The 18,638-nt window shown below is 69.2% G+C and carries 17 protein-coding genes; 9 read left to right on the top strand and 8 right to left on the bottom strand.

What is annotated here, in order from left to right:
* Positions 1–22 precede the first annotated feature (22 nt).
* The 8 genes from AB5J73_RS12115 to dnaA form a co-directional block, all read right to left on the bottom strand.
* The gene (locus AB5J73_RS12115) at positions 23–706 is read right to left on the bottom strand and encodes a DUF3566 domain-containing protein (protein ID WP_370969786.1); all 684 of its coding nucleotides are present in this window, start codon (positions 704–706) and stop codon (positions 23–25) included.
* A 49-nt stretch (positions 707–755) separates the two neighbouring features.
* Positions 756–3,332, bottom strand: a complete 2,577-nt coding sequence (gene gyrA / locus AB5J73_RS12110) for a DNA gyrase subunit A (RefSeq protein WP_370969785.1) — start codon at positions 3,330–3,332, stop codon at positions 756–758.
* 51 nt (positions 3,333–3,383) lie between these two features.
* Entirely contained in the window at positions 3,384–5,351 is a 1,968-nt protein-coding gene (gene gyrB / locus AB5J73_RS12105; RefSeq protein ID WP_370969784.1) for a DNA topoisomerase (ATP-hydrolyzing) subunit B, read from the bottom strand.
* A 197-nt stretch (positions 5,352–5,548) separates the two neighbouring features.
* A complete protein-coding gene (locus AB5J73_RS12100; RefSeq protein ID WP_370973105.1) occupies positions 5,549–6,160 on the bottom strand; it encodes a DciA family protein in 612 nt (203 codons plus the stop codon).
* 106 nt (positions 6,161–6,266) lie between these two features.
* Positions 6,267–7,421 carry a DNA replication/repair protein RecF gene (gene recF, locus AB5J73_RS12095; protein WP_370969782.1) on the bottom strand — a complete coding sequence of 385 codons (1,155 nt, stop codon included), beginning with the start codon at positions 7,419–7,421 and terminating at the stop codon, positions 6,267–6,269.
* A gap of 10 nt (positions 7,422–7,431) precedes the next feature.
* Positions 7,432–8,322, bottom strand: coding sequence for a phosphogluconate dehydrogenase (NAD(+)-dependent, decarboxylating) (gnd, locus tag AB5J73_RS12090; RefSeq protein WP_370969780.1), 891 nt, complete (start codon positions 8,320–8,322; stop codon positions 7,432–7,434).
* 34 nt (positions 8,323–8,356) lie between these two features.
* Positions 8,357–9,490, bottom strand: coding sequence for a DNA polymerase III subunit beta (gene dnaN / locus AB5J73_RS12085; RefSeq protein WP_370969779.1), 1,134 nt, complete (start codon positions 9,488–9,490; stop codon positions 8,357–8,359).
* Between the two features lie 799 nt (positions 9,491–10,289).
* Positions 10,290–11,900, bottom strand: a complete 1,611-nt coding sequence (gene dnaA, locus AB5J73_RS12080) for a chromosomal replication initiator protein DnaA (protein WP_370969777.1) — start codon at positions 11,898–11,900, stop codon at positions 10,290–10,292.
* 576 nt (positions 11,901–12,476) lie between these two features.
* Here dnaA and rpmH point away from each other — a divergent pair.
* The 9 genes from rpmH to AB5J73_RS12035 all read left to right on the top strand — a co-directional run bounded on the left by rpmH (position 12,477) and on the right by AB5J73_RS12035 (position 18,582).
* On the top strand, positions 12,477–12,620 hold the full coding sequence (gene rpmH / locus AB5J73_RS12075; RefSeq protein ID WP_003082934.1) for a 50S ribosomal protein L34: 144 nt from the start codon (positions 12,477–12,479) through the stop codon (positions 12,618–12,620).
* Positions 12,621–12,641: 21 nt separating this feature from the next.
* Positions 12,642–13,076, top strand: coding sequence for a ribonuclease P protein component (gene rnpA / locus AB5J73_RS12070; protein ID WP_370969775.1), 435 nt, complete (start codon positions 12,642–12,644; stop codon positions 13,074–13,076).
* Positions 13,077–13,081: 5 nt separating this feature from the next.
* The gene (gene yidD, locus AB5J73_RS12065; RefSeq protein ID WP_370973102.1) at positions 13,082–13,405 is read left to right on the top strand and encodes a membrane protein insertion efficiency factor YidD; all 324 of its coding nucleotides are present in this window, start codon (positions 13,082–13,084) and stop codon (positions 13,403–13,405) included.
* 5 nt (positions 13,406–13,410) lie between these two features.
* Complete coding sequence (yidC, locus tag AB5J73_RS12060) at positions 13,411–14,526, top strand: membrane protein insertase YidC (protein ID WP_370969774.1); 1,116 nt, start codon at positions 13,411–13,413, stop codon at positions 14,524–14,526.
* A 30-nt stretch (positions 14,527–14,556) separates the two neighbouring features.
* Positions 14,557–15,117, top strand: coding sequence for a protein jag (locus tag AB5J73_RS12055; protein WP_370969773.1), 561 nt, complete (start codon positions 14,557–14,559; stop codon positions 15,115–15,117).
* Between the two features lie 67 nt (positions 15,118–15,184).
* Positions 15,185–15,721: a DUF6886 family protein gene (locus AB5J73_RS12050; protein WP_370969772.1), complete on the top strand. Its 537-nt coding sequence runs from the start codon at positions 15,185–15,187 to the stop codon at positions 15,719–15,721.
* Between the two features lie 178 nt (positions 15,722–15,899).
* On the top strand, positions 15,900–16,583 hold the full coding sequence (gene rsmG / locus AB5J73_RS12045) for a 16S rRNA (guanine(527)-N(7))-methyltransferase RsmG (protein ID WP_370969771.1): 684 nt from the start codon (positions 15,900–15,902) through the stop codon (positions 16,581–16,583).
* A gap of 77 nt (positions 16,584–16,660) precedes the next feature.
* On the top strand, positions 16,661–17,587 hold the full coding sequence (locus tag AB5J73_RS12040; RefSeq protein ID WP_370969769.1) for a ParA family protein: 927 nt from the start codon (positions 16,661–16,663) through the stop codon (positions 17,585–17,587).
* Positions 17,584–18,582 carry a ParB/RepB/Spo0J family partition protein gene (locus AB5J73_RS12035; protein ID WP_370969768.1) on the top strand — a complete coding sequence of 333 codons (999 nt, stop codon included), beginning with the start codon at positions 17,584–17,586 and terminating at the stop codon, positions 18,580–18,582. The genes AB5J73_RS12040 and AB5J73_RS12035 overlap by 4 nt, the downstream gene beginning before the upstream one ends.
* Positions 18,583–18,638 lie beyond the last annotated feature (56 nt).

The following is an 18,638-nucleotide window of genomic DNA, read 5'->3' as shown; positions in this document are numbered from 1 at the left end:
CCGAAGGGGCCCTGCAACCGGGTCACTCCCGTTCCGACAGCGTGACTTCGAGACCGCCGGCCAGGTCGGCTGACACGTTGTAGATGAACGCGCTCACCGTGGCCAGTGCCGACACCAGGACGATGTTGATCGCGCCGAGGATGGCCGCGATGCCGAAGACGCGGCCCGCGCTGATCAGCGGCTCCGCTGACGCGTTCGCGCCTTCGCCGCCGACCAGGGACGAGTACGTGCCGTTCAGCTTGTCCCAGACGCCCATGCCGTCGAGGACCGTGTACAGGACGCCGACCGCGACCAGCCAGACGAAGAACATCGCCACGCCGAGGACCAGGCTCAGCTTGAGGACCGACCACGGGTCGAACCGCTTGACCTGCAACGAGGCGCGACGCGGGCCGCGGCCGGGGCGGCGCAACGCGCTCGGGCGGGCTCGCTGGCTCGACGCCGACGGGACCGCCTGCTCGCCGCCCGGTGGGGTTTCGCCGCCGCCGCCGAAGAGGCGGGGGGCGGCGCTTCCGGTCACCACCGGGCGCTGCTCCGGGGAGACCGGCTGGGTCTCCCCGGCCGGTGCCTCCGGCTTGTACAGCGCGGCGTCCTCCGTGGCCAGCTTGACCGTCGCTTCGGAGTCGCCTTCCTTGTCGACCCGCTGCCAGGGCGGGCTCGCCGGAGTCCCGTTCGAACCCGCTGCCTCGGGCTTCTCGGATGGTGTCACGAAGAGTCAGTCCTTACCCGTGCCGTGGGGCCGCCGTCGGAGAGCCAATTTACTGCTCCGGCGTGGCCGTCGTTTCCTCACCCGCGTCAGGTGCTTCCGAAGCCGGCGCGTCCGCTTCCGTCTCCGGCGCGTCCTCGGGGGTGTCACCGTTGGCGACGTCCGAGGGCTCGTCCGCGTTGCGTGCGACGGCGAGAAGAGTGGTGCCTTCGCCGAGATTCATCAGCCGGACCCCCTTCGTCTGCCGTCCTGCCTTGCGCACGTCGCCCGCCGGCGTGCGGATCACGCCGCCGCTCGAGGTGATCGCGTAGAGCTCGTCCTCGGCGTCGACGATGAGCGCTCCCACCAGCCTGCCACGTTTGCGGTCGTGCTGAATGGTGAGCACACCCTTGCCGCCGCGGCCCTGGACCGGGTAGTCCTCGATCGGCGTGCGCTTGGAGTAGCCGCCGTCGGTCGCCACCAGCAGGAACTTGCCCTCCTTGACGACGCTGACGCCGAGCAGCTCGTCGCCGTCGTTGAAGCGCATGCCCATCACGCCGGACGTCGGGCGGCCCATCGGCCGCAGTGCCTCGTCGGTCGCGTGGAAGCGGATCGACTGGCCCTCGGCCGACACCAGCAGCAGGTCGTCCTCGGCCGCCGCGAGCACCGCGCCGACCAGCTCGTCGCCTTCGCGCAGGTTGATGGCGATCAGACCGCCGGAGCGGTTGGAGTCGAAGTCGGTGAGCTTGGTCTTCTTCACCAGGCCGCGCTTCGTCGCGAGCACCAGGTACGGCGCCACTTCGTAGTTCTTGATCTGGATGACCTGGGCGATCTGCTCGTCCGGCTGGAACGCCATGAGGTTCGCCACGTGCTGGCCGCGCGCGTTGCGGTTGGCCTCGGGCAGCTCGTAGGTCTTGGTCCGGTAGACGCGGCCCTTGTTCGTGAAGAACAGGATCCAGTCGTGCGTCGAGCAGACGAAGAAGTGCTGGACGATGTCGTCCTGCTTCAGCGTCGCGCCCTGCACGCCCTTGCCGCCGCGCTTCTGCGAGCGGTACAGATCCGTTTTCGTTCGCTTGGCGTACCCCGTGCGGGTGATGGTGACGACGACGTCCTCGACCGCGATGAGCTCCTCGTCGGTGACGTCGCCGCCGAAGCCGACGATCTGCGTGCGCCGGTCGTCGCCGTACTTCTCGACGATCGCCATCAGCTCGTCGCGGATCAGCGCGCGCTGCCGCTCCGGCTTCTCGAGGATGTCCTTGAGGTCGGCGATCTCGAGCTCGATCTCGGCCAGCTGGTCGATGATCCGCTGGCGCTCCAGTGCGGCGAGGCGCCGCAGCTGCATGTCGAGGATCGCGGTGGCCTGGATCTCGTCGACGTCCAGCAGCTCCATCAGGGCCGGCCGGGCCTCGTCCGCCGACGGCGAGCGCCGGATGAGGGCGATGACCTCGTCGAGCATGTCCAGCGCCTTGACGTAACCGCGCAGGATGTGGGCCCGCTCTTCGGCCTTCTTCAGGCGGAACTTGGTCCGCCGGACGATGACCTCGACCTGGTGCTTCACGTAGTGCCGGATGATCTGGTCGAGCCGCAGCGTGCGCGGCACGCCGTCGACCAGCGCCAGCATGTTGACGCCGAAGTTCTGCTGCAGCTGGGTGTGCTTGAACAGGTTGTTCAGCACGACCTTCGCGACCGCGTCCCGCTTGATCGTGACGACGATCCGCATGCCGGAGCGGCTGTTGGACTCGTCGGCGATGTCGGCGATGCCGGTGAGCTTGCCGTCGCGGACCAGGTTCGCGATGTTCTCGACCAGGTTGTCCGGGTTGACCTGGTATGGCAGCTCCGACACGACCAGGATCGTGCGGCCCTTCGCGTCTTCTTCGACCTCGACGACCGCGCGCATCCGGATCGAGCCGCGGCCCGTGCGGTAGGCGTCCTCGATACCGGAGGTGCCGAGGATCATCGCCCTGGTCGGGAAGTCCGGGCCCTTGACGCGGACCAGCAGCGCGGCCAGCAGCTCGTCGTCGGTCGCCTCCGGGTTCTCCAGCGCCCAGACGACGCCCTCGGAGACCTCGCGCAGGTTGTGCGGCGGGATGTTCGTCGCCATCCCGACCGCGATCCCGGAACCACCGTTGACCAGCAGGTTCGGGAACCGCGACGGCAGGACGTCGGGCTCCTGCGTGCGGCCGTCGTAGTTGTCGGAGAAGTCGACGGTGTCTTCTTCGATGTCGGCCAGCATCTGCATGGCCAGCGGCGCGAGCCGGGACTCCGTGTACCGCATGGCGGCCGCGGGGTCGTTGCCCGACGAGCCGAAGTTGCCCTGGCCGTCGATCAGCGGGTAGCGCAGCGACCACGGCTGGGCGAGTCGCACCAGCGCGTCGTAGATCGCCGAGTCGCCGTGCGGGTGGTAGTTGCCCATGACGTCGCCGACGACGCGGGAGCACTTGTTGTACCCGCGGTCCGGCCGGAAGCCGGAGTCGAACATCGAGTACAGGATCCGGCGGGCGACCGGCTTGAGGCCGTCGCGGACGTCGGGCAGCGCGCGCGACACGATCACGCTCATCGCGTAGTCGATGTAGGAGCGCTGCATCTCCTGCTGGATGTCGACCGGCTCGATCCGGTCGTTCTCCGGAGCCGGCGGGAGGGTTTCCGTCATGGGGTCCTTCTCGGGTGCGGGTGGTCCTGGCGGGACGAGAGCGGGGGACGCCTACACGTCCAGGAAGCGCACGTCCTTCGCGTTGCGCGTGATGAACGAGCGGCGAGCCTCGACGTCCTCGCCCATCAGGACGGAGAAGAGGTCGTCCGCCTGGGCGGCGTCGTCCATCGTGACCCGGCCCAGCAGGCGGTTCGCCGGGTCCATGGTGGTCTCCCACAGCTCTTCGGCGTTCATCTCGCCGAGACCCTTGTAGCGCTGGATCGCGTCGTCCTTCGGCAGCCGCTTGCCGGCCTCGACACCCGCCTTGATGACGGCGTCGCGCTCGCGGTCGGAGTACGCGTACTCCGGCTCCGTCCGCGGCCACTTGATCTTGTACAGCGGCGGCCGCGACAGGAAGACGTGACCGTGCTCGATCAGCGGCGTCATGAACCGGAACAGCAGGGTGAGCAGCAGCGTCGTGATGTGCTGGCCGTCGACGTCGGCGTCGGCCATCAGCACGATCTTGTGGTAGCGCAGCTTCGAGAGGTCGAACTCGTCGTGGATGCCGGTGCCCAGCGCGGTGATCAGCGACTGGACCTCGGTGTTCTTGAGGACGCGGTCGATGCGGGCCTTCTCGACGTTGATGATCTTGCCGCGGATCGGCAGGATCGCCTGGTACATCGAGTCCCGGCCCTCCTTGGCCGAGCCGCCCGCCGAGTCACCCTCGACGATGTAGAGCTCGCACTCCTCCGGCTTGGTGGAGCGGCAGTCCTTCAGCTTGCCGGGCAGGCCGCCGATGTCGAGCGCGCCCTTGCGGCGGACCAGGTCGCGCGCCTTGCGGGCGGCCATCCGGGCCTGCGCCGAGGAGATCGACTTGTTGATGATCGTCTTCGCCTCGGCGGGGTTGCGCTCGAACCAGTCGGCCAGCCACTCGTTCGACTGCTGCTGCACGAACGTCTTGGCCTCGCTGTTGCCCAGCTTGGTCTTGGTCTGGCCTTCGAACTGCGGCTCGCCCAGCTTGATGGAGACGATGGCGGCGAGACCCTCGCGCACGTCGTCACCGGTGAGGTTGGCGTCCTTCTCCTTGAGCAGCTTCTTGTCGCGCGCGTACGCGTTGACGACGCGGGTCAGCGCGGCGCGGAAGCCCTCTTCGTGGGTGCCGCCCTCGTGCGTGTTGATCGTGTTGGCGAACGTGTAGACCGACGGCGTGAAGCCGGTGTTCCACTGCATCGCGACCTCGACCTCGAGGCCGGTGCCCTTCGCGTCGAAGGAGATCACGCTGGGGTGGATCGGGTCCTTGCTGCCGTTGATGTGCTTGACGAAGTCCTCGAGCCCGCCCGGGTAGCAGTAGACCTTCTCCTTGACGCGGGCGACCTTGCCCTCCGCGTCTTCCTCGGTCTCCTCGTCGGCGACGCGCTCGTCGCGCAGGGACAGCGTCAGCCCCTTGTTGAGGAACGCCATCTCCTGGAGCCGGCGCGAGATCGTCTCGAAGTTGTACGTCGTGGTCTCGAAGATGGAGCCGTCGGCCCAGAACGTCATCGTCGTCCCGGTCTCGGTCGCCGGGCCGAGGTCTTCGAGGGGGCCCGGGATCTGGTCCGTGTACTCCTGGCGCCAGCTGCGGCCGCCGTACTTGACCTCGGCGAGCAGCTTCGTCGAGAGCGCGTTCACCACGGAGATGCCGACGCCGTGCAGACCGCCGGACACCGCGTAGGAGTCGCTGTCGAACTTGCCGCCCGCGTGCAGCTGGGTGAGCACGACCTCGATGGTCGGCTTGTTCTCCTTGGGGTGCATGTCGACCGGGATGCCGCGGCCGTCGTCGACGACGCGCACCCCGCCGTCGGCGAGGAGGGTAACCTCGACCTTGGTGGCGTACCCGGCCATCGCCTCGTCGACGGAGTTGTCGACGACCTCCTGGACGAGGTGGTGCAGCCCGCGTTCACCGGTGGAACCGATGTACATGCCGGGGCGCTTGCGGACCGCTTCGAGGCCTTCGAGCACCGTGATCGACGACGCGTTGTACTCGCTCTTGTTCTCGGTCACCGGCGTTGTTTCTCCTCGTCTCGCCCGAGCGGACGCTCGCTCCCTCCCAGTGTACTTGGCCGCGTCCGCTGACATGCGGCAAGGACACCCCTGAACGCGTCACAGACGAACGAAATCGGTTCGAGCCGAGTCTTGACGTATCTCGGGAGGTCTGGATGCGTTCTCGGGGCATTCAACCGAGCAACGCGCAACCCGGGTCAGCCGTACGTGTCACGCGGGCCGCGCCCCGGCACGTGCCGGGGCCCTTTCCGCCAGCTCGGGGCGGTCGGACCCTGGATCCGCATCCGCTTGACGACGCCGTTCCCGACGCCCGCGGCGATCTTGTGCAGCAGTTTTCCCTGCAGCAGCCGGAGCTGGGTGGCCCACGCCGTCGAGCTCGCGCGGACGGTGAGTTCGCCGTCTTTCAGCGCGACCGGCTGGGCGTGTTCCGCGACGTCTTCGCCGACCAGCCGCGCCCACTGGGCAAAGACGCGGGCGCTCGTGACGCTCTCGTTCCAGCCCCGGTCGGTGACCAGCCGGGAGACGAGCCGGCCGAGCGGCTGCGGGTCGCGCGGGTCCGCGCCCGGTCCCGACCAGCGGCGACGCCGGGGGTTCTGCCCACCGCCACCGCCGACGGCGCGACGCCGGTAGCCCGGCGAGGTCCCCCGTTCCTTGGCCTTCGCCTTGGCCGCTTCGAGCGCGGCGTGGGCGAGGTCGCGCCCGGTCTGGGGTGCCTCATTCGGCCCAACGTCGCTGTCACGCTCAGTGCCAGCCGAGGGCTTTGAGGGGTTTTTGGGCGTTTTGTGCCACCTATCTGGCCGCACAGTCACGGGCAGCGATAACTCATTCACCGTGTTATCCACACTGTCCACAGGTTTGTCCCCAGATCGGGTGCGGTTTGTGCCGCCCGTCACACGGGGTGCTCCCTCGTCCCGCTCAGCCACGCGTAATCTCGCCATCCGCCACCACGAACCGGCCGCCGGCCAGCTCGCTGGGCACGTCTTCGTCGACCGCCGCGGTCACCAGCACCTGCTCGGCGCTCGCGGCCACTTCGGCCAGCCGGGCCCGGCGCTTGCGGTCCAGCTCGGCGAACACGTCGTCGAGCAGCAGCACCGGTTCGCCCGCCTCCCCGCGCAGCAGTTCGTAGCTGCCGAGCCGGAGGGCCAGCGCGAACGACCACGACTCGCCGTGGCTCGCGTACCCCTTGGCCGGCGCCTCGCCCAGGATCAGCTCCAGCTCGTCCCGGTGCGGGCCGACCAGGCTGATCCCGCGCTCGAGCTCGGCCTTCCGGGCTTCACCGAGCGCCTTGAGTAAGACGTCCTTGAGGACGCCGGGTTGCGCGCGTTCCCCGTCCGGTACGCCGTACGTCTCCGGCAGCGCGGCACCCAGCGACGACCGGTACGAGATCTTCGCCGGCCGGGAGTCCGGAGCGACACCCATGTACGCCGCCGCCGCGTACGGCCCCAGGTCGGCGACGAGGTTCAGGCGCGCGGCCAGCAGTTCCGCGCCCGCCACCGACAGGTGGTCGTCCCAGACTTCCAACGTCGAAAGCGCGTACGGGTCTTCGCGGCCCGTACGCCGTTTCCCGGCCGTCTTGAGCAGGGCGTTGCGCTGCTTCAGCACCTTCTCGTAGTCCGCGCGGACCCCGGCGTACCGCGGTGCGCGCAGCACGAGCAGCTCGTCGAGGAACCGGCGTCGCTCACCCGGGTCGCCGCGCACGAGCGCCAGGTCCTCCGGGGAGAACAGCACCGTGCGCAGGATCCCGAGCACGTCCCGCGGCCGGCCGACCGCGCCGCGGTTGACCCGGGCGCGGTTCGCGCGGCCGTTGGTGATCTCGAGCTCGACGGTCAGCTCGCGGTCGTCGTTGACCACCGCGACCCGCACCAGCGCGCGCTCGCAGCCGTGCCGGATGAGCGGCGCGTCCGTCGCGACGCGGTGCGAACCCAGCGTCGCGACGTACCCGATCGCCTCCAGCAAGTTGGTCTTGCCGCGACCGTTCTGGCCGACCAGCACGGTCGGCCCCGGTTCGAGCGCGAGATCGGCCTGCGGCCAGGAGCGGAAGTCGGTGACCTGCAGGTGACGCAGATGCACCAGGAGCTCCTTATCCGCCGACCTTCTTCACGGCGTGCCCGCCGAACTGGTTGCGCAGCGCGGCGACCGCGCGCATCGCGGCCGAGTGCTCCTGCCGCGAAGCGAACCGCGCGAAGAGCGCGGCCGAGATGACCGGCGCCGGCACCGCGTTGTTGATCGCCTCTTCGAGCGTCCACCGGCCTTCGCCGGAATCCTCGACGTAGCCCTCGAGGTCGTCCAGCTCCGGGTCCTCGTCGAGCGCGCGCACGAGCAGGTCGAGCAGCCAGGACCGGACGACCGTGCCGCGCTGCCAGCCCTTGATCACCGCGGGCACGTCGTTGACGACCTTCGCGGCTTCGAGCAGTTCGAAGCCTTCGGCGAAGGCCTGCATCATGCCGTACTCGATGCCGTTGTGGATCATCTTCGCGTAGTGGCCCGCACCGACGTCGCCCGCGTGCGAGAAGCCTTCTTCGCGCGGGCCCTCCGGACGCAGCGCGTCGAAGATCGGCATCGCCCGCTCGACGTCGGCGGCCGCGCCGCCCACCATCAGGCCGTAGCCGTTGTCCTTGCCCCACACGCCACCGGACACGCCGCAGTCGACGTAGCCGATTTCCTTCGCCGCCAGCAGATCGGCGTTCAGCTTGTCGTCGGTGTACTTCGAGTTGCCGCCGTCGATCACCATGTCGCCGGCGGAGAGCAGGTTGCCCAGCTCGGTCACGGTCTGCCGGGTCGGCTCGCCGGCCGGCACCATGATCCACACGATCCGCGGGCCGTCCAGTTTGGACACCAGGTCCTCGAGCGACGTCGTGTCGGTGACGTCCGGGTTGCGGTCGTAGCCGACCACCTCGTGACCGGCCGCACGCAGCCGCTCACGCATGTTGAAGCCCATCTTGCCCAGGCCGATCAGACCGAGCTGAACCATGAGATCCCCTTACGTGCTAACGAAATACCGCGGGTCAGCCGGGAAGGCGGACCGGCATCAGGAGGTAGAGGTAACCGGGGACGACGTTGCCCTCGGCGTCGGCGGGCTTGATCAGCGCGGGCCGGTTCGGCGTGGTGAACGTCAGCTCCGCCCGGTCGCTGTGGAGCGCGCCGAGGCCGTCGACGAGGTAACCCGGGTTGAACGCGATGGTCACCGGCTCACCTTCGTACTCGACCTGGAGCTCTTCTTCGGCGCTTCCCTCGTCGTCGCCGCCCGCGGACAACCGCAGCGTGTTGTCCCCGAACTCCAGTCGTACCTGAGTCCCCCGCTCCGCCACCAGCGAAACGCGCTTGATCGACTCGGTGAGAGCGGACACGTCGATGACCGCGCGTGACGTGTGCGACGCGGGCAGCAGCTGCCGGTACGGCGGGAACTCCGCGTCGAGCAGGCGGGTCGTCGTGTAGCGCCCGGACCCGGACAGGCCGAGCAGGCCTTCGCCGCTGGCGAGGGCGAGGCGGATGGTGGCGCCGCTCGCGCCGAGCGTCTTGGCCGCTTCGGCGAGGGTGCGCGCCGGGACGAGCACCGCGGCGTCGGCGAGGCCTTCGGCGGGCTGCCAGGTGAACTCGCGCATCGCGAGCCGGAAGCGGTCGGTCGCGACCAGGGTCAGCGAGCTGCCGGAGATCTCGAGCCGCATGCCGGTCAGCATCGGCAGGGTGTCGTCCTTGCCCGCGGCGACGACGACCTGGGTGACGGCCTGGCCGAACGCGTCGCCGGCGAGCTCGCCCGCGAAGGCGGGCTGGGACGGCAGCTGCGGGTAGTCCTCGACCGGCATGGTCGGCAGGGAGAAGCGCGCGCTGCCGCACGTGATGGTGGCGCGCGCGCCGTCGACGGAGATCTCGACCGGCTGCGCGGGCAGCGCCTTGGTGATGTCCGCGAGGAGGCGGCCGGAGACCAGCAGGCGGCCGCCGTCGGCGATGGTCGCCGGGACACCGACCGTGGCCGAGACCTCGTAGTCGAAGCCCGAGACCGTCAGCGCGTCGGTGTCGCCGTCCGGACCGGCGTCGAGGAGGACACCGCCGAGTACCGGCACCGGGGGCCGGGAGGGGAGGCTTCTGGCCACCCACGCGACGGCGTCGGCGAGCCCGTCACGCTCGACGCGGATCTTCATGCGCGCATCCTTTCGACGACCGAGCCGCGGTGGCTCGGGCCAGGCCTCTTCTCGCGGGGCAGTGACCGGCTGCCCCCTCCGGCCGGTCCGCCCTCCGCGCTAGCGGCCGGAGCGCGGACCAGGTGCAGGCGTCCACGTTAGGCCGTCGCGGGGGCCGACGTCACCTCGGCCTCCCCTTGACTTTGTCGACTTGACGACACGTTCTCGCGGCTGTCCCCAACTTCGTCCATCGCCTGTTTTTGTTTTGTTCTCTCTTAGAAAAGATCTAAGGGCAGTAGCAGTAGTAGGCGTTGTGGATTGTGTGGATTGAGCTCGTTCGCGCAGGTCGGAGCGCTCGCGGGCGTGTGGAGAACCATGGTGGCGGACCTGTGGGTAGATCGGGGCGGCGGTGGATGGTTTCGAGCGACCCCCGATTCGTCCACAGCTGTCCCCAGTTGTCCCCACGGTTGTCCCCAGGTGTGGGGCGATCGATCCCCAGGTTCTGGGGGTGCGCGGCGGGGTCCGAATCGCTCTACCGAGTGACCGGCCCGCCCTGTGCACAGAATGTGGGCAACCTGTGGAATCAGCGTGGACAAAGGTGTGGATGCGCTGTGGATCACCTGTGGGCGGGGTGTGGACGAAATCCGCGTCGTCGCTGATGAGAGATCCGTTGGCACTGTGGGCAAACTGCCCACACCATGGGGAAACCTGCTTGTGTACAAAGAAGTTTCACGAATTTCGCGAGGGTGCCCCGAAGACGACTTCGGGGCGTCCACTGTGTGCGGACGCCCCGAAGTCGTTGCGGAGTAAGGGAGAAGTGCTACTGGCGGGCGCGCTGCTTGATGCGCGACGTCAGCTCCTGCACCTGGTCGTAGATGCGCCGGCGCTCGGCCATCTCCTTGCGGATCTTCTTGTCCGCGTGCATGACGGTCGTGTGGTCGCGGCCGCCGAACGTCTGCCCGATCTTCGGCAGCGACATGTCGGTGAGCTCGCGGCAGAGGTACATCGCGATCTGGCGGGCCGTGGCGAGCGCCTTCGTCTTGCCGGGGCCGCACAGGTCGTCGAGCGTCACGTCGAAGAACTCGGCCGTGACACCCATGATGGTCGGCGCGGTGATCTCCGGCGCGTGCGAGTCCGGGATCAGGTCCCGCAGCACGATCTCCGCGAGCCCGACGTCGACGGGCTGCTGGTTCAGCGAAGCGAACGCCGTGACGCGGATGAGCGCGCCCTCCAGCTCCCGGATGTTCGCCTCGACGCGCGAAGCGATGAACTCCAGGACTTCGCCCGGCACCGCCAGCCGGTCCTGCGCCGCCTTCTTCCGGAGGATCGCGATGCGCGTCTCGAGCTCGGGCGGCTGGATGTCGGTGATGAGGCCCCACTCGAACCGCGTCCGCAGCCGGTCCTCCAGTGTCTCGAGGCGCTTCGGCGGGCGGTCGGAGCTGACGACGATCTGCTTGTTCGCGTTGTGGAGGGTGTTGAAGGTGTGGAAGAACTCTTCCTGCGTACCTTCTTTGCCTTCCAGGAACTGGATGTCGTCGACGAGCAGGATGTCGATGTCGCGGTAGCGGCGCTGGAACGCGACCTTGCGGTCGTCCCGCAGCGAGTTGATGAAGTCGTTCGTGAACTCTTCGGTCGAGACGTACCGGACGCGCATGCCGGGGAAGAGCCGTTGCGCGTAGTGGCCGACCGCGTGCAGCAGGTGCGTCTTGCCGAGCCCGGACTCACCCCAGATGAAGAGCGGGTTGTACGCGCGGGCGGGCGCTTCGGCGACGGCGACCGCGGCCGCGTGCGCGAAGCGGTTGGACGCACCGATGACGAAGGTGTCGAAGGTGTACTTCTCGTTCAGCTTCGTCTTCGACGTCTGCGGCTGCGCCGGCGCGGTGTAGGGCTGGCCGGCGATCGGCTGCCCGGAGAACGTCGGCCAGATCTCGTGGACGGCGGCGAGCGCGTCGCCTTCTTCGTCCACCTCTTCATCGGTGTCGTCCCCGTCGTCCGGCTTCGCCGCGACGGCCTGGTGCGGCGGCATCGGCGGCGCGGGCTCGGGACGCGGCGGCGGCATCATCGGCGCGCCGTTGGCGGGCAGCGGCGGGACCGGCTCGGGGCTCGCGCCGTTTTCCACCCGGCCGGGTGACGGGGCGTAGCGGGGCGCGGGGGCCGGGGCGACCGCTTCCGCGCTGTCGACCTTCACCGCGAGCGAGATGGCGCGGCCGAGCCGCCGGGAAAGCGCGTCCGTGATCGCGCCGCGCAGGCCGCGTTCGATCGCTTCCTTCGCGAAGTCGCTGGGGGCGGCCAGGAGAGCGGTGCCGTCGAGCAGGCCGATCGGGCGGGTGACGCGCATCCACGCGCGCTGCTGGGGGGACAGGGTCCCGTCCGACAGTTCGCGTACCACCTGTTCCCAGATGACACCCAGATTGTGCTGGTGCTCCGACACCTGACTGGCTCCCCTCCCCTCGTCGGCGTGGACGGCCGAACGCCCCTGGTCACGCGGCCCTAGCTCATCAGCGGACCCGCGTGTGCACCGGCACAGCGAATATCCACATAGTTGTCCACAGCTGTGCACTAATGTACGGCGACCCGCGGCGACGCCACCTGCGGGCTCGTCGTACGCCGGTGGGCACTCCACCACCCGGATACTCGTGCACCTCGACCGGTGACCCGAGAGAGGCACGCTAACAAGCCCCGCCCGCTGCCACAAGGCATCCTCGGCGGCCAGCATTTCACGGTGCACGGCGTGTTGCCATTCGGTGCCGCGGCGTCGATGATCTCGGCTCCGCGAGCCGGTCGCGTACCGTGGCCGAGGGGGTGCTTACCGGCCGCCCGACGGGGGTGCGTACCCTCGTAAGGTCTCCCGTATGCGACGGGTGCGTTTCGCGTGCCCACGTTGTCGTCGCTCGTCGTGACGAGGCCACACGTTGGTAGGAGACACCAGAGACTGCCGTGCGCCCGCACGACACGCCAGGTGGGGGGAAGAGATTCTTCCCGCCCGACGCGACACACAGGAGAAGCAGTGAGCAAGGGTAAGCGCACCTTCCAGCCGAACAACCGCCGTCGCGCCAAGACGCACGGCTTCCGCCTGCGCATGCGGACGCGTGCCGGCCGGGCCATCCTGGCTGGCCGTCGTCGCAAGGGCCGCGCCGCGCTGTCCGCCTGATCCGGCACGTCGGGGCGCGCCGTGCTGCCGGCTGCCGCACGTCTGCGGCGGAGCGAGGATTTCCGCGTGGTTCTCCGTCGCGGGTCCCGGGCAGGCAGGCGTCGCCTCGTCGTCCACGCACTGACCACGGACCCGTCCGAGGCCGCCGACGCATCGTCGGCGGCCAGGGCGGGTTTTGTGGTGAGCAAGGCCGTCGGCAACTCGGTGGTGCGCCACCGCGTCTCCCGCCGGTTGCGCCACCTCGTTTCCGCCAAGCTCGGAACACTGCCCGCCGGCACTTCGTTGGTCGTACGGGCATTGCCGCCGTCGTCGACCGCGTCCAGCGCCGAGCTCGGGTCCGACCTCGACGCCGCGTTGCGTCGGCTGGGGCTTCTGTCGTCGCGCCGTCCGGCCGGGGATGTCCCCAGCCCGACGCGTCCCGCGGACGCGACCCCCGACCACGGATCAGCGGTGTGACCGGCATGCGAGCCACCCCCGAGCACGACCACGACCACGACGTCGACCCCGCGCCGCCGCGCCCCGGTCCCGTCGCCTGGGTCCTGCTGCTCCCCATCAAGCTCTACCGCAAGGCGATCTCGCCCTTCCTCCCGCCGGCTTGCCGGTTCTACCCGAGCTGCAGCGCGTACGCAGTCGAAGCCCTCACCCGGCACGGCGCCGGCCGCGGCTCCTACCTCGCGCTGCGCCGGCTGTTGCGCTGCGGCCCCTGGACGCCACCCGGCCGCGATCCCGTGCCCGAGACGTTCTCGTGGCGCCACCGACGACCTGAAACACCGATCGAGGAGTAGCAGCAGTGCTCGATTTCATCTACTACCCCGTGTCCTTCATCCTCTGGTGTTGGCACAAGGTCTTCGGGTTCGTCTTCGGTGAGTCGACGGCGATCGCCTGGATCCTCGGCATCATCTTCCTGACGTTCACGGTCCGCGGCATCATGTTCAAGCCGTTCGTGAACCAGGTCCGGTCGATGAAGAAGATGCAGGACTTCGCGCCGGAGATGAAGAAGATCCAGAAGAAGTACGCGAGCGACCGGCAGCGCCAAGCGCAGGAGATGCAGAAGCTCCAGCGCGAGCACGGCGTCAACCCGCTCGGCAGCTGCCTGCCGATGCTGCTCCAGATCCCGGTCTTCATCGGCCTGAACCACGTCCTGCGCGCGTTCACCATGCCGCCGCCCGGTGGCGGGCCGAAGACCGAGAACTACTTCTTCAGCCAGCACGACGTCGAGTCCTACGTCAACGCGAAGCTCTTCGGCGTCAACCTCGGCGAGGCCGTCTACAACGGTGTCGGTGTCGTCAGCGGCGGCGCCACGAACGTCGGCTTCCACTGGAGCGTGCTCCCGGTCGCGCTGCCCCTGATGATCGTCGCGTCGATCGCCACGCACCTCACCGCGCGCCACTCGGTGGCCCGCCAGAACGCCGCGTCGGCCACCCCGCAGACCGCGATCATGAACAAGCTGACGATGTACATCTTCCCGCTCGGTGTGCTCGTCTTCGGTGCGCTGTTCCCGCTCGGCCTGCTCTTCTACTGGCTGGCGAACAACGGCTGGACCCTGATGCAGCAGCGGCTCGTGTACACGAAGATCGACAAGGAAGAGGCGGCCCGCAAGGCGGAGGCCGCGGAGAAGCGCGCGTCGCTCGGCCCGAAGCCGGGTCAGAAGCCGGCCGCGCCGAAGGTCGGTCAGAAGCCGGTCCAGCAGAAGAAGAACCAGCCCGCTCAGGGCGGCGCCCAGAAGAAGATCACGAAGGCGGGTTCGGCCCACGGCTTCGCCCAGACGACTTCTGCGAGCGATTCCGCGAAGGCGGACGCGACGCCCACCGAGACCAACGGCCAGAACGGCTCGAAGGACAACGGCACCGGCGTGCCGGGCCTTCTCAAAGACTCGACCAGGAAGTCGGGCCGGAAGCGCCGCTGAGGCGCGACCGGTTCGGAGAGGAGACGAATGATGTCGGAGACGATCGAGACGATCGACGCCGATAAGGACGACGTGACCCCGGAGCCGGCTGCCGAGGAGGCGGGCGAGCAGAAGGCGGGCGGCGGTGATGACGTCCTCGTGCAGGAGGGCGACATCGCGGGCGACTACCTCGAGCGGCTGCTCGATCTGCTCGACTACGACGGCGACATCGACCTGGACGTCGAAGCGGGCCGCGCGATCGTCAGCATCGACGGCGGCGAAGACCTCGAGAAGCTCGTCGGCCCCCGCGGCACGGTGCTCGAGGCGCTGCAGGAGCTGACCCGCCTGGCGGTCCAGCAGGAGACCGGCTCGCGCAGCCGGCTGATGCTGGACATCGCGGGCTGGCGCGCCGACCGCCGCGAGGAGCTCCGCGAGCTCGGCCGCTCGACGGCGGAGTCGGTCCTCCAGAGCGGCGAGCGGGTGCGGCTCCAGCCGATGAGCCCGTTCGAGCGCAAGGTGGTCCACGACGCGGTGGCGACGGTCGCCGGCGTCACCAGCGAGAGCGAGGGCGAGGACCCGAAGCGTCGCGTGGTGATCTTCCCGGAGTCCTGAGACCCCGGCTTTGCGAAGCGGCCCCACCTCCGGGTGGGGCCGCTTCTTTTTGTGCTAGGTGTGGTCGATGCGTCCGGCGCCCGGCGAAGTGCTCCACTTTTCGGAAGACCCGACGATCACCCGCTTCGAGCCGCACGTGGCCGCGACGGCCCGGCAGCCGGAGGCGTACGTGTGGGCGGTCGACGCGGCGCGGGCACCGGACTACTGGTTCCCCCGCCAGTGTCCCCGCGCGCTGGCTTGGCGGGTCGAGGCGACGACGCCGTCGGACCGCGCGTGGCTCGGCAGTGCCCGGGTGCACGCGATCGAGTACGGCTGGCTCTCGGCCGTGCGGTCCGCCCGGCTGTTTGCGTACCGGTTCCCGGCGGCGTTCTTCCGGCCGTTCGGTGCGCACGCCCACGCGATGGTGGCGACCGAGGCGGTGTCGCCGCTGGGGCCGCCGGAGCCGGTCGGTGATCTGCTGACGCTCCACGAGGAGGCGGGGATCGAGCTTCGCGTACTGCCGAACCTGTGGGCGTTCGTCGACGCGGCGTCGGCGAGCTCGCTCGGCTTCAGCGGAATTCGGCTGGGCAACGCTCGGTCGCGGCCGAGCGAATTACAGCCGTGATGTTTCACGTGGAACCGGCTCGCTCGGGCTCCGCCGTTTCACGTGGAACCGGCCACATCCGCCGCCGGGTGAGTGGAGTTGTCCACATCTGCGGTCTGTCGGCTCGTTTTCGCTCCGACATCAGGGACAATCGAACGAGCGCGTTTCACGTGAAACGCGCGGACGAGGAGTAGACGGAGTGAGCTTGGAGCAGGCCGCGGTGGCGGTACGGGCCGCGGCGGAGCGGGTGTTCGGTGAGCACGTCGACCAAGCGGCCGGGTACGTCGAACTCCTTGAGCGTCACGGTGTCGAGCGCGGGCTGATCGGGCCGCGGGAGGTCGAGCGGCTGTGGGAGCGGCACGTCCTCAACTCGGCGGTCATCGGTGAGCAGATGCCCGAAGGGGCTCGGGTCGTCGACGTCGGCTCGGGCGCGGGGCTTCCGGGTGTACCGCTCGCGATCGCGCGACCGGACCTCGATATCGTCTTGCTTGAACCGATGGCACGCCGGGTGGACTGGCTGGCCGAGGTGGCCGAGAAGCTGGAACTCCCGATCACCATCATCCGTGGACGCGCGGAGGAGCGGTCTGTGCGCGAGCAGCTCGGTGGCGCCGACATCGTCACCGCTCGTGCGGTCGCCCCGCTCGCCCGGCTCGCGGACTGGTGTCTGCCGCTCGTTCGCTCCGGCGGCTTCCTGGTGGCCCTCAAGGGCGCCAGCGCGGCGGACGAGATCGATCGGGACGGTGCCGCCATCCGCAAGGCCGGCGGGGCCGATCCACTGATCGTCGAGTGTGGTGCCGCAGTACTAGAGGTCCCCAGCACGGTTGTGAAGATCCGTCGCCTGCCGACGGCAGCCAAGCCGAAGGCGCGGAGCAAGAAGCGTTAACGGGTCGCCATGTTCCACGTGAAACGACGCGACTCGACCACCGACCAGACGTCTACATGGAGGAGGTGTCGAGACCGGTGAATCCCCCGCCGTCCGACTCCACGGAGACCACCCCCGACGTGGGCTGGACCCCGATCGCCGAAGAAGCCGCCCGCGCCGCGCGTCTGCTGCACCCGGAGGAGGGGACGCTCCCCCGCCCCGGCCGCCGTCGCGTGCTGACCGTCGCCAACCAGAAGGGCGGCGTCGGCAAGACCACGAGCACGGTCAACCTGGCCGCCGCGCTGGCCGTCCACGGGCTCAAGACGCTCGTCGTCGACCTCGACCCGCAGGGCAACGCGAGCACCGCGCTCGACGTCGACCACCGGTCCGGGACGCCGTCCATCTACGAGGTGCTGATCGGGGAGGTGACCCTCGCGGAGGCCGCCCAGCCGACCGAGCAGTCGCCGAACCTCTTCTGCGTCCCCGCGACGATCGACCTCGCCGGCGCGGAGATCGAGCTCGTCTCGATGGCGTCCCGCGAGTCCCGGCTCAAGGAAGCGATCTCCTCGGAGATCCTCGACGAGATCGGCGTCGACTACGTCTTCATCGACTGCCCGCCGTCGCTCGGCCTCCTCACGGTCAACGCGATGGTCGCCGCGCAGGAGGTGCTCATCCCGATCCAGTGCGAGTACTACGCGCTCGAAGGTCTCGGGCAGCTGCTGAGCAACATCGAGCTCGTGCAGCAGCACCTCAACCGCGAGCTCCACGTCTCGACGATCCTCCTCACCATGTACGACGGCCGGACCAAGCTGGCCGACCAGGTGACGAACGAGGTCCGCAACCACTTCGGCGACACCGTGCTGAAGACCGTCATCCCCCGCAGCGTGAAGGTGTCGGAGGCGCCCGGGTACGGCCAGACCGTCCTCGCTTACGATCCCGGTTCGCGCGGTGCGATGAGCTACGTCGACGCGGCCAAGGAGATCGCCGAGCGAGGCGCACAGTTGGAGAGGGGTAGTTCGACATGACCGAGCGCCGAGGAGGGCTGGGGCGTGGCCTCGCCGCGCTGATCCCGACCGGACCCGCCACCGGCGGTCCCCTGCCCGCCGCCGGGGACACGGCGGCGGACAAGAAGGCGGCCGAAGACAAGGGCTGGTTCGCGGCCAACGGTCAGGCGAAGCAGCACAGCGGCGAGGTCGCCGGCGCGGTCTACCGCGAGATCCCGGTCGGCTCGGTGAAGCCCAACCCGAAGCAGCCGCGGCAGGTCTTCGACGAGGACGCGCTCGCCGAACTCGAGCACTCGATCCGCGAGTTCGGGCTCATGCAGCCCATCGTGGTCCGCGAACTCGGGAACGACGAGTACGAGCTCGTCATGGGCGAGCGGCGGCTCCGGGCGTCGCAGCAGGCGGAGCTCGAAGCGATCCCGGCGATCGTCCGACAGACCGCCGACGAGTCGATGCTGCGGGACGCGCTCCTGGAGAACATCCACCGCGTCCAGCTGAACCCGCTCGAAGAGGCGGCGGCGTACCAGCAGCTGCTCGACGAATTCGCGGTCACGCACGAGGAGCTGGCGAGCCGGATCGGCCGCAGCCGCCCGGTCATCACCAATACGATCCGGCTCCTCAAGCTCCCCCTGCCGGTCCAGCGCCGGGTCGCCGCGGGCGTCCTGTCCGCCGGGCACGCGCGTGCGTTGCTGTCGCTGGAGGACGCCGACAGCCAGGAAGAGCTCGCCGCGCGGATCATCGCGGAAGGCATGTCGGTCCGGGCGACCGAGGAAGCCGTCACGCTCAAGAAGAGCGAGAAGCCGGCCAAGCCGAAGCCCGCGGCGCGCAAGCCGATCCAGGCGCCGGGACTGCAGGAGCTCGCCAACCGCCTTTCGGACCGGTTCGACACCCGCGTGAAGGTCGACCTCGGCCGTCGCAAGGGCCGGATCACCCTCGAGTTCGGCTCGGTCGACGACCTCGAACGGATCGTCGCGATCATCGATGCGAATGGGACGAATCAGACACCGAAAACCGATTAGGGATCACCCCGGGGTGTTTCGTCACGGTGATGATTGCGGAGGGATCACTCCGCCGC

It is taken from the genome of Amycolatopsis sp. cg9 (assembly GCF_041346945.1).
In the GTDB taxonomy this organism is placed as follows: Bacteria; Actinomycetota; Actinomycetes; order Mycobacteriales; family Pseudonocardiaceae; genus Amycolatopsis.
This window is presented reverse-complemented; position numbering and strand designations above follow the sequence as displayed.

Excerpts from the sequence above, each read along its gene's own strand:
- gyrA (WP_370969785.1), bottom strand. The coding sequence starts at position 3,332 with ATGACGGAAACCCTCCCGCCGGCTCCGGAGAACGACCGGATCGAGCCG.
- gnd (WP_370969780.1), bottom strand. The coding sequence starts at position 8,322 with ATGGTTCAGCTCGGTCTGATCGGCCTGGGCAAGATGGGCTTCAACATG.
- dnaN (WP_370969779.1), bottom strand. The coding sequence starts at position 9,490 with ATGAAGATCCGCGTCGAGCGTGACGGGCTCGCCGACGCCGTCGCGTGG.
- yidD (WP_370973102.1), top strand. The coding sequence starts at position 13,082 with ATGCGAGCCACCCCCGAGCACGACCACGACCACGACGTCGACCCCGCG.
- AB5J73_RS12055 (WP_370969773.1), top strand. The coding sequence starts at position 14,557 with ATGTCGGAGACGATCGAGACGATCGACGCCGATAAGGACGACGTGACC.
- AB5J73_RS12050 (WP_370969772.1), top strand. The coding sequence starts at position 15,185 with ATGCGTCCGGCGCCCGGCGAAGTGCTCCACTTTTCGGAAGACCCGACG.
- AB5J73_RS12035 (WP_370969768.1), top strand. The coding sequence starts at position 17,584 with ATGACCGAGCGCCGAGGAGGGCTGGGGCGTGGCCTCGCCGCGCTGATC.